Origin of the sequence: Actinospica durhamensis, assembly GCF_018139695.1 — a bacterium.
GTDB classification, from domain to species: domain Bacteria; phylum Actinomycetota; class Actinomycetes; order Streptomycetales; family Catenulisporaceae; genus Actinospica; species Actinospica durhamensis.
In genome coordinates this window covers 48,019-57,000 of sequence record NZ_JAGSOG010000022.1, presented here as the reverse complement: position 1 = coordinate 57,000, position 8,982 = coordinate 48,019, and the positions used below count along the sequence as shown (strand labels likewise).

Below are 8,982 nucleotides of genomic sequence, written 5' to 3'. Positions count from 1 at the left end.
CGCCACGCCACCACCGACACCGACACCTACTGCACTGGTCCGCCTGGCGAAGACGCCACCAAGCCACCGCCCGCCGATGCCACTACCAGCGACGATGCAACTCAGGGCAAGAATTGCAACTGTAGTACTAGAATCCCTCGCCGATCGCCCTCAGCAGAGTCCTCATGCCCACCGTCGTCCGACGCTCTCACGCCCTTGACAGGACTGAGCCGTGCCGCAGAGACTCTGCGGCTATGAAGACCCCCCTACAGGCAAGGATCGCACTGGGGTTCTTCGCCAGTCTCGGCCCGCTCATTCTCGCAGCGGTCGTCGGCAGCGCCTACGGAATCGGGTGGGCCGCAGCCGAAGCCCTGTGACTGTATCTCACCATCTATCAGATCTACGCCATGCGCCTCGCCGACTGGCCAAAGCGTCATCTGGCGCAGGCGTTCGTACTCAATCTCCTGTCCATGTCATCGGTGCTGCTCTGCGCCGTGACCTTCGTCGTCATCCAGTTCGGCGGCCCACCCGCAAAACTCCCCGCATGGGGAAGCTTGAGCATCGCCGTGGCTCTCGGGACCGCCGGCACCGCAGCCCTATGGCCTGCTCAACGTCGCTACTACGGCGTCGGTCCCGAGCCGCTCACTGAGAACAGCGACTGACACCAAGGCTCATCGTGCCCGATGTGGGCACTCGCAGGACTTCCGGGGGATCAACTCGACGATGGGCTCGGACCTGGGCTCAGGTCAGTCCGCGTGCGGATACGCCAAGTGAGGGTTCGCATAGCATGGCCCGTATGGCAGTAGGACGCGCAGAGCGACAGGCCGAGCGAAGGCCACGGTTTCAAGAGGTGTTCGGTCGCGACGCCGGGGCAGCCCTTGAGCTGATCGAGCTCGTGGAACTCGCGTGGCACGATTGCTACGACGAGATCACGCCTCCAGCGAACGTGATCGAAGACATCGTGGTCAGCTCCGAAGGCAGCCTGGCAAAGCTGATCAGCGCCGCCCGGCTCGCTGTGACCGACGCGCGAGACCTACAGCTCCTCGCCGAGGACATCCGCAGCGGACGTGGGCGCCGTCGCAACTGAGACCCGTCGCATTCGTGCAGGTCGACAGCGAAGTAGTCGAAGCGGAAGGTCACGTGCGCGGTCGGCGCTGGCAGGACTCACTCTTACCCCTCAACGAAGCCCGAACGCCGGTTGGGCCCTGGAACAAGTCCAATGCCACCCCCGCGCATATCCGGGGAGGCTGGTGCATTCTCGAGCTGGATTCCTCGGTGCCGACCGCGCAGCCACGAGCCTACGGCCGACCTCTGACAGGGCACCGCCGGTAGCCACGGCAGTCCGCCGGGTGTCTGGCGAAAGCCCCCAGTTACAGCCGGCCTGAGACGACAATATGCGAGCGCAGCTGAAGATTCGAACAGCACCACTCGCAGTCGATGATGGGGCTCTCTGACCTGGGCGAAGGTCGGCCCGGGCACGGATGCTGCCGCAAGGCCCTTTCGGCCTTGCGATTCGGTAAGGTGCGGTGATGACAGTCTCGACCGGGCAGCAGGGTGCGAGTGGTGCCGCCGTCGGGCGGCTGCCGATTCTGTTTCTCGACGTGGACGGGCCGCTCAATCCGTTCGCGGCCAAGCCGACACGTCGGCCGGCCGGGTATGTCACGCACCGGTTGCGGCCTGCTGGATGGACCGAGCACTCCTTCTACGGGCGGCCGCGGGCGTTGCGGGTCTGGCTCAATCCCGACCACGGTGCGGCATTGGCTGGTCTGCCGGTGGAGCTGGTGTGGGCCACGACGTGGGAGCATGACGCGAATCGGCTGATCGGGCCTCAGATCGGCTTGCCGCGGTTGCCGGTGGTCGAATGGCCCTCGAAGGAGAGAGCGGACGCGGACGGGTTGTTCTGGAAGACCCGCCATCTCGCGGAGTATGCGGCGGGGCGGCCGTTCGCCTGGGTTGACGATCAGATCTCGCCGGCTGACTGGCGTTGGTGTGCCGAGCGGTATCCCGCGCCCTCGCTTCTGCAGCCCATCGACCCCAGGTTCGGCTTGCGCGAGAAGGACTTCGCCGCGATCGCACGCTGGGCGGCTTTGATCGGATGAGCCCTTGCGGCGTCCGGCGGCTGCGGGAGCAGGGTGAGGCCGCGGATACGGACGGATGCGGAGGACGTGGGCGGGGACGGATTGACCACGCGCGCGGGGGAAATCTAGCTGCGTTGCGGCCGGGTGCCGTGCAGGATGGGCGCATGGTTGATCTGCGCTGGGAGGAAGTCAGGTGCTTCTTCGACCCAGAGTTGATGGGTGGCCTGCCTGACGTGCATGTCCCGGGGGCCTCGGTCACGGACTGGCAGTCGCTCTTCGAACTGATCCGGTCCAGTGGTTGGAGTGTGGAGTGCTTCGAGGGCGCGGATGCCATCGAGCTGCCGTCGGCGGCGGCGCTGTTCCAGCGCTCAGCGGAGGCTGACCAGATGAATATCTGGGTGCGGCCGATCCCGGAGATTCTCGCGATCTTTCGCCCTTGGGCCGGTGGAGGCGAGACCATCGATTTCGACGTCGACTTGTCGGAGTTGCAGGGTCAGAGGAGGCTCGACGACTTCTGCCGGTTTCTGGCAGCGATCGGTCGTCGGTTGGGCAAGCCCGTGTTGATGTCTGCCGAGAGTTCCTGGCAGCATCCCGTCCTCGGCTTCGATCCCGACCTCGATCGAGTCCTACTCCTTGCCGAACCGTGGGTCGCGCTTGCGGCTGAATCTGCCTGAGAAGTCAGGGTATTCATCGCGGACGGCGGGATCGGATGCGCGGCGGCTCCGGTAGACGACGCCGCCCCTGTAGCGAAGACTGGGGAGGAACGGCGCGTCGAGAGTCTCGCTGACCAGGGCGATGAGGAAATCGACCATGCCCATGGGGTAGTCGACCGACGGTTGGCCACGCTGAGGGCTACGCGTGAGTACCGATCATGACAGGGCCCTGTATCCGTGGGGAGCCGGGCGCGGTCGGCCGGCTCCCCACGGACGGGTGGGCGCCCTGGAACTCGGGCGCGGGCTCAGGCACTCTTGACGGCGGAGATGTCCAGGGTGAGCTTGATCTTCTCGCCGATCAGCACGCCACCGGTCTCGAGGGCGGCGTTGTAGGTCAGGCCCCAGTCGGTGCGGTCGACGGTGGTGCCGCCTTCGAAGCCGGCCCGGTTCAGGCCGTAGGGGTCGGTCGCCGCGCCGGTGAACTCGAGGTCGAGGGTGATCGGGCGGGTGACGTCCTTGATGGAGAGCTCGCCGTGCAGGCGGTAGGTGTCGTCCCCGACCTCCTCGGCCGAGGTCGAGCGGAAGGTGATCTCCGGGTACTTCTCGGCGGCGAAGAAGTCGCCGGTGCGCAGGTGCTCGTCGCGCTGGGCCTGCTTCGTGTCGATGCTGGCGACCTTGATGACCAGCTCGGCCGTGGACTTGGCCGGGTCGGCGCCGTCGAGGTGGAGCTTGCCCTCGTACTCGGTGAACTCGCCGCGCACGTTGGTGACCATGGCGTGCCGGACCGCGAAGCCGATGCGGCTGTGCGCAGGGTCGATGGTGTAGTCGCCGGTCAGGTGGGACAGGTCGGTGTCGACCTTGCCCTGGGCGGGCGCGACGGCGACGGCGGACTCGTCCTTGCGGCTGAAGATACCCATGATCTGCTCCTGGAACTCGAAGGCTGGCTTGCGCCAATGGCTAATGGCTTTGGTTGAAACTTCAACTAACTTCTGCCTTCAGCGTAGCGGCATCTTGTTCAAGTTTCAACTAAGTGGCGGGCGGCGCCGGGTGCGGAGGGGAGGCTTGCCGCATCATGGCTGGTCAGGCGGCAGGGGATGGTCGGAGTTCGGGACAGACGCGGGACAGTCGAGGCGGACGCGGGGTAGTCGGGTCGGCTGCCGGCCTCGCTGGTCCCGCGGCTGCAGCGCAGGGCGGCGCGCTGCAGCGGCGGGTGCCCTGCTCAGTGGTACGCGCAGGCGGTGGCCGGGTTGCAGCCGTTCGCGTCGTGTGAGGAGACGTTGCCCGAGGCCAGGGTGTCGGGCGCGCCGGGGACGAGGAAGATGCCCCAGCCGCCGTCGTCGGCCGTGTGATCGTCCTGGACGGTCACTCCGCCGTCCGGCGCGTAGATGAAGAACGCGCCCACGACGGCGTCACCTTCGGGATCGGTCCAGGTGCCGGGCTGGTGGCCGTCGTGGACGGCGACGTCGTCGCTGACGGTGAGTCCGATCGGTGAGCCGCCGCCGGGGTACTGCTCCCACGCGTAGAGGCCGTACATGGCGTCGTTCACGAACCGGTCGCGGGTGATCGTGTCGGAGCTCGGGTACTCCATGTACACGCCGAGGCCGTCGTCGGTGAAGGAGTCGTCGGAGACGGTGTCGCCGGCGATGCTGTACATCCCGAGGCCGCCGCTGTCGTGGGTGAACGTGTCGCTGGTGAACACGTCGCCGCCGCCGGCGCCGGTGTTCTCGTTCGACGAGTCGGCCGCGCCCTCGCCGTCGTCGCTGAAGACGCTGTCCGTGACGGTGGCGCCGTAGTCGCCGTCGAGTTCGAGGCCGACGCCGTCCGCGCTGAACACGTCGTGCGTGAACGTCTCGTTCTGCATGCTCCAGACGTCGACCGCGGTGCCCGCGCCGCTGAAGGTGTCGTAGGAGAAGTCGTCGTCGGCGTAGTCGGGCCCGTCGTAGATCGGGCTGTCCAGGAAGGAACTGTCACTGGCCCGGATGCCGCCCTCGTTATCGAAGGTCATCGGGACGTCGGTGAAGGTGTCGCGTTCGAAGAGCGGTCCGGCGGTCTGGGACAGGTAGTACTGTCCGCCGTCGACCGTGGAGTTCTCCAGCGTGAAGCCGGGGGTGTCCTCGATGCTCGCGTAGGTGAGGTATTCGCCGACCGGCGTGGTGATCGAGGAGTCGAGGATCGTGTAGCCGCCGACCTCGCCGTCGCGGGTGCGGAAGACCGGCCCGCCGGACGCGGCGTCGGTGATCCTCAGGTGCGAGAAGACGGTCCCGCCGACGTCGCCGAAGTTCACCGCGTCGCCCAGGTTCTCCAGGCTGCCGTTCTCCACCTCGTCGCCGGTCTGCTGGACCGGCTGGTCGAACCCGATGGCGATGCCGACGCCCTGGCCGCCGCCGGAGACGGTGTGCCCGGCGGCTCCCCGCCGCAACGCGCGTCGCCCGAACCGCCGGTCCGGGTACCCGCGTTCGGGCCCTTTCGCTGCTCTGTTGGCGTGAGCGGCCGCGCCCTGGGCGGGCCGGACGTGTGATCAGATGATTTGATCGTTTTCAGGAGTTCTGCACCCGATCGGTCCGGCCGCGGCGCGGGCGGGCCGAAGCCCTGGAGAGGACCGATGACGAACGGCTCAGGCTCAGCGCGCGTACCCGCGACCACGACGAACGCCGGCGCGCAGGTGGAGAGCGACGCGCACTCGCTGACCGTCGGGCCCGACGGGCCGGTGCTGCTGCACGACAATCACCTGATCGAGAAGATGGCCCAGTTCAACCGGGAGCGGGTGCCCGAGCGGGTCGTGCACGCCAAGGGCGGCGGAGCCTACGGGCACTTCCGGGTGACACAGGACGTCTCCCAGTTCACCTGCGCGGACGTGTTCCAGCCCAAGCGCAGGACGCGGATGCTCGCGCGCTTCTCCTCGGTGGCGGGCGAGCACGGCTCCCCGGACACCTGGCGCGACCCGCGCGGCTTCGCGCTGAAGTTCTATACGCAGCACGGCAACTACGACATGGTCGGCAACAACACGCCGGTGTTCTTCATGCGCGACCCGATGAAGTTCCAGGACTTCATCCGCTCGCAGAAGCGCGACCCGCACACCAACCTGCGCAGCAACGACATGCAGTGGGACTACTGGACCCTCTCGCCCGAGTCGGCGCACCAGGTCACCTGGCTGATGGGCGACCGGGGGCTGCCGCGCACCTGGCGCAACATGGACGGGTTCAGCTCGCACACGTACATGTGGGTCAACGCGGCCGGCGAGAAGGTCTGGGTCAAATACCACTTCCGCACCGACCAGGGCAACGAGCACCTGACCGACGCGGAGGCCGAGCGGCTCGCGGGCAGCGACGCGGACCACTACCTGCGGGACCTGCACGACGCGATCGAGCGCCGCGACGCGCCGTCGTGGACGCTGTCGGTGCAGGTCATGCCGTTCGCGGACGCGGCCGGGTACCGGTTCAACCCGTTCGACCTGACGAAGGTGTGGCCGCACTCGGACTACCCGCTGATCGAAGTCGGCCGGATGACCTTGGACGAGAACCCGGAGAACTACCACATCCATATCGAGCAGGCCGCGTTCGAGCCGTCGAACCTGGTGCCCGGGGTCGGCCCGTCGCCGGACAAGATGCTGCTGGGCCGGATGTTCTCCTACCCGGACGCGCACCGCTACCGGATCGGGACCAACTACCACGAACTGCCGCCGAACCGCGCAGTCGTGGACCTGCACTCGTACGCCAAGGACGGCTCGATGCGCCAGAGCCCGGCCCGGACCGGCGCCGTCTACGCGCCGAACTCGTACGGCGGGCCCGCGGCGGACCGGCCGCAGGGTCCTGATCCGGCGAGCTGGTGGGCGGAGGCGGGCGAGCTGGTGCACGCCGCCGCCACCCTGCACGCCGAGGACGACGACTACGGCCAGGCCGGCTCGCTGGTGCGCAACGTGCTCGACGACGCGGGCCGCGAGCGGCTCGTCGGCAACATCACCGGCCACCTGCGCAAGGGCGTGAGCGGCCCGGTCCTCGCCCGCGCCTTCGCCTACTGGCGCAGCGTGGACCAGGCGCTCGGCGACGCGGTGGCCGCCCAGTTCGGCACGCAGAAGTAGCGAAGTAGCGAAGTAGCGAAGGCGAAGAAACGAAGTGTCGCGCCGGACCGGGCGGTAGTGGTCGGAGGACTATGACGCGGTGTCGGTCCGTAGCGCCAGCAGTTGGCGCGCGTGTCCGGGGACTTCCATGGCGGCGAGGCCGGTGACGATTTCGCCGAGCGGCACGGGCTGATCCAGCATCAGCTTGCCGTGCGACACGAGCAGCGTCGGCACCGGCGTGGCCAGTTCGGTCTCGCCGAGGGCCGCGCCGTCGACGAGTGCGCGCAGCGCCTGCGCCTGGAGGCGAATGCGCTCGCGCAGGCCCGCGCCGCCGCCGGCGCGTTCGACGAGGCGGTCGAGGGTCCAGGTGTCCTGGGCGACGCGGTTGTCGTACGTGGCGTTGACTCCGGCGGCGACGGCCGAGACCGCGCCGAGGGTGGCCGCGGTCACGAGGCTCACGTGCGCGAGGATCTGCTCGGCGTCCCACTCCCCCGCCGCCGGGGCGACGCGTTCGGCCTCGGCGGCCGAGGAGACCGTCTGCGCCGCGTCCTCGAACGCGCGGTAGGCCTCGAGCAGGGCGTTCGCGGTGCTGTTCATGGAATCCTCCTTCTCTGGCACACGGCTTAGAGCATCCGGCTCACGCGTGTGCGTTCGCGTTCATCTCCCACGGCGCCTGCGGCAGCGCGTCGCCGGTTTCCAGCAGCGACTTGAGGTTGGCCAGCACGGCCGGCCAGCCCTTCGAGATTCCGCCGAGCATCTCCCGGTTGGGCAGCTTCTCGTGGGTCACGGTCAGCCGGACGATGTCCTGGTGCGGCTCTACCGTGAAGGTCACCACCGACGCCTCCCGCTCGGAGTCGGGGGCGTCCTCGAACGTGATCACCAGCCGGGTCGGCGGCTCGGCCTCGAGCACCCGGCCGACGACGTCGACCGCGTCGGAGCCGTCGACGCGGCGGTGCTCCCAACGCGATCCCGGCGCCCAGTCGGAGACGTTGGCGTGTCCCCAGTACCGCGCGGTCAGGTCGGCGTCGGTCAGGGCCCGCCAGACCTGCTCGGCCGTGGCGCGGATGTAGGTGACGTAGACGTAGTCCGGAACCGGGTCGGCGGTGCCGGAAGTGTCGTCGGGGGTTTCGGCGGCCATGGCGTACTCCTCTGCCTGGGTCTTGACGGCGCTGAGCGCGCGCAGGCGCGGTCGGTCGAACCCCGAGATCCAGCGCTCTTCGATCTCGTGGATGGGCACGGGGTTGAGGTAGTGCAGCCGCTCCCGCCCCCGCCGCACGACGCTGACCAGCCCGGCGCCCACCAGCAGGTCGAGGTGCTGGGTCGCCGACTGGCGGGCCATCCCGACGTGTTCGCACAACTCACCGAGCGTCTGGCCGTCCTGCCCGCGCAGCCGGTCCAGCATCAGGCGGCGGGTCGGGTCGGCCAGGGCCTTGAAGACCAGGTCCATCGCGTTCGCTTCGCCGCTCACCCCTCCATTATGCAGGTATCTACCTGCATATCGTCAAGCACCGAGCCCACAGGTCTGCGCCGGACGATTTTTCCGCGGCTCAGGGGCAGCTCAGGGGCAGCTCAGGGGCGATTCAGCCCGCGGGCGTGAACCAGGCGGCGTTGTCCTGGATGAGGCGGCGGTGGTTCGGCATGAGGTCTTCGGGCAGGTCGTCGAGTTCGTAGAAGCCGGCGGCGAGGATCTCGCGGGCGTCCAGGCGCGGGTCCCCGCCGGGGACGAGGGTGGCGGCGAAGGCGGTCTCCACCCGCAGGCGGAAACCGCTGCGCACCTGGACCACGTGGGCGACCTCGACGTGCAGCCCGGTCTCCTCGTGCACCTCGCGGGCCACGGCGTCCTCGAGCCGCTCGCCGGAGACGGCGTAGCCGCCGGGCAGCCCCACCTGGCGGCCGACCGGCCAGAAACGGTGGCGCAGCAGCAGCACCCGGCCGCGGTCGTCGCGGACCAGGCCGGTGGTGGTGACCATGAACTTGCTCTGCCGCAGCCAGACCAGCCGCCACTGGTACTTGCGCAGCCGCCGCCAGACGGCCACCACCACGTCACGCCCGTGCGCGTCCCCGGGCGCGTTGCGGCCCGGCCGCTCACCTGCCCGGTCGTCGATGCCGTCGATACCGGTTCGGGCGGCGCGGCTGTCTCGGTTCTGATCTTGGTCCTGCGGCATCGCGCCAACCTAGCACTGTGCGGACCGGTCGCCGCGCCACGCCGGCTCGG

10 protein-coding genes are annotated in these 8,982 nt (G+C 68.7%); 5 read left to right on the top strand and 5 right to left on the bottom strand.

The features are described 5' to 3' along the window. The first annotated feature begins 386 nt into the window (after nt 1–386). The 4 genes from KDL01_RS07570 to KDL01_RS07555 all read left to right on the top strand — a co-directional run bounded on the left by KDL01_RS07570 (nt 387) and on the right by KDL01_RS07555 (nt 2,731). On the top strand, nt 387–641 hold the full coding sequence (locus KDL01_RS07570; RefSeq protein WP_212527637.1) for a hypothetical protein: 255 nt from the start codon (nt 387–389) through the stop codon (nt 639–641). Between the two features lie 134 nt (nt 642–775). Further along, nucleotides 776–1,066 (top strand): hypothetical protein, encoded by a 291-nt coding sequence (locus tag KDL01_RS07565; RefSeq protein WP_212527636.1) that lies wholly within the window; start codon nt 776–778, stop codon nt 1,064–1,066. 442 nt (nt 1,067–1,508) lie between these two features. Next, nucleotides 1,509–2,078 (top strand): HAD domain-containing protein, encoded by a 570-nt coding sequence (locus KDL01_RS07560; protein ID WP_212527635.1) that lies wholly within the window; start codon nt 1,509–1,511, stop codon nt 2,076–2,078. 143 nt (nt 2,079–2,221) lie between these two features. Then, nucleotides 2,222–2,731: a hypothetical protein gene (locus KDL01_RS07555; protein ID WP_212527634.1), complete on the top strand. Its 510-nt coding sequence runs from the start codon at nt 2,222–2,224 to the stop codon at nt 2,729–2,731. A gap of 284 nt (nt 2,732–3,015) precedes the next feature. Here KDL01_RS07555 and KDL01_RS07550 read toward each other — a convergent pair whose 3' ends face one another. Together KDL01_RS07550 and KDL01_RS07545 are read right to left on the bottom strand one after the other, a co-directional pair. After that, the gene (locus tag KDL01_RS07550; protein WP_212527633.1) at nt 3,016–3,627 is read right to left on the bottom strand and encodes a YceI family protein; all 612 of its coding nucleotides are present in this window, start codon (nt 3,625–3,627) and stop codon (nt 3,016–3,018) included. Between the two features lie 302 nt (nt 3,628–3,929). Continuing rightward, the gene (locus KDL01_RS07545) at nt 3,930–5,129 is read right to left on the bottom strand and encodes a NosD domain-containing protein (RefSeq protein WP_212527632.1); all 1,200 of its coding nucleotides are present in this window, start codon (nt 5,127–5,129) and stop codon (nt 3,930–3,932) included. Nucleotides 5,130–5,312: 183 nt separating this feature from the next. Here KDL01_RS07545 and KDL01_RS07540 point away from each other — a divergent pair, with 183 nt between their 5' ends. Then, complete coding sequence (locus tag KDL01_RS07540) at nt 5,313–6,788, top strand: catalase (RefSeq protein ID WP_212527631.1); 1,476 nt, start codon at nt 5,313–5,315, stop codon at nt 6,786–6,788. 69 nt (nt 6,789–6,857) lie between these two features. Here the strand turns inward: KDL01_RS07540 and KDL01_RS07535 are convergent, their stop codons facing one another. From KDL01_RS07535 to KDL01_RS07525, 3 genes are all read right to left on the bottom strand, one after another. Next, a complete protein-coding gene (locus KDL01_RS07535) occupies nt 6,858–7,364 on the bottom strand; it encodes a hypothetical protein (protein ID WP_212527630.1) in 507 nt (168 codons plus the stop codon). Between the two features lie 40 nt (nt 7,365–7,404). Continuing rightward, nucleotides 7,405–8,214, bottom strand: coding sequence for an ArsR/SmtB family transcription factor (locus tag KDL01_RS07530; RefSeq protein ID WP_281415293.1), 810 nt, complete (start codon nt 8,212–8,214; stop codon nt 7,405–7,407). A 133-nt stretch (nt 8,215–8,347) separates the two neighbouring features. Beyond that, on the bottom strand, nt 8,348–8,932 hold the full coding sequence (locus KDL01_RS07525) for an NUDIX domain-containing protein (protein WP_212527628.1): 585 nt from the start codon (nt 8,930–8,932) through the stop codon (nt 8,348–8,350). Nucleotides 8,933–8,982 lie beyond the last annotated feature (50 nt).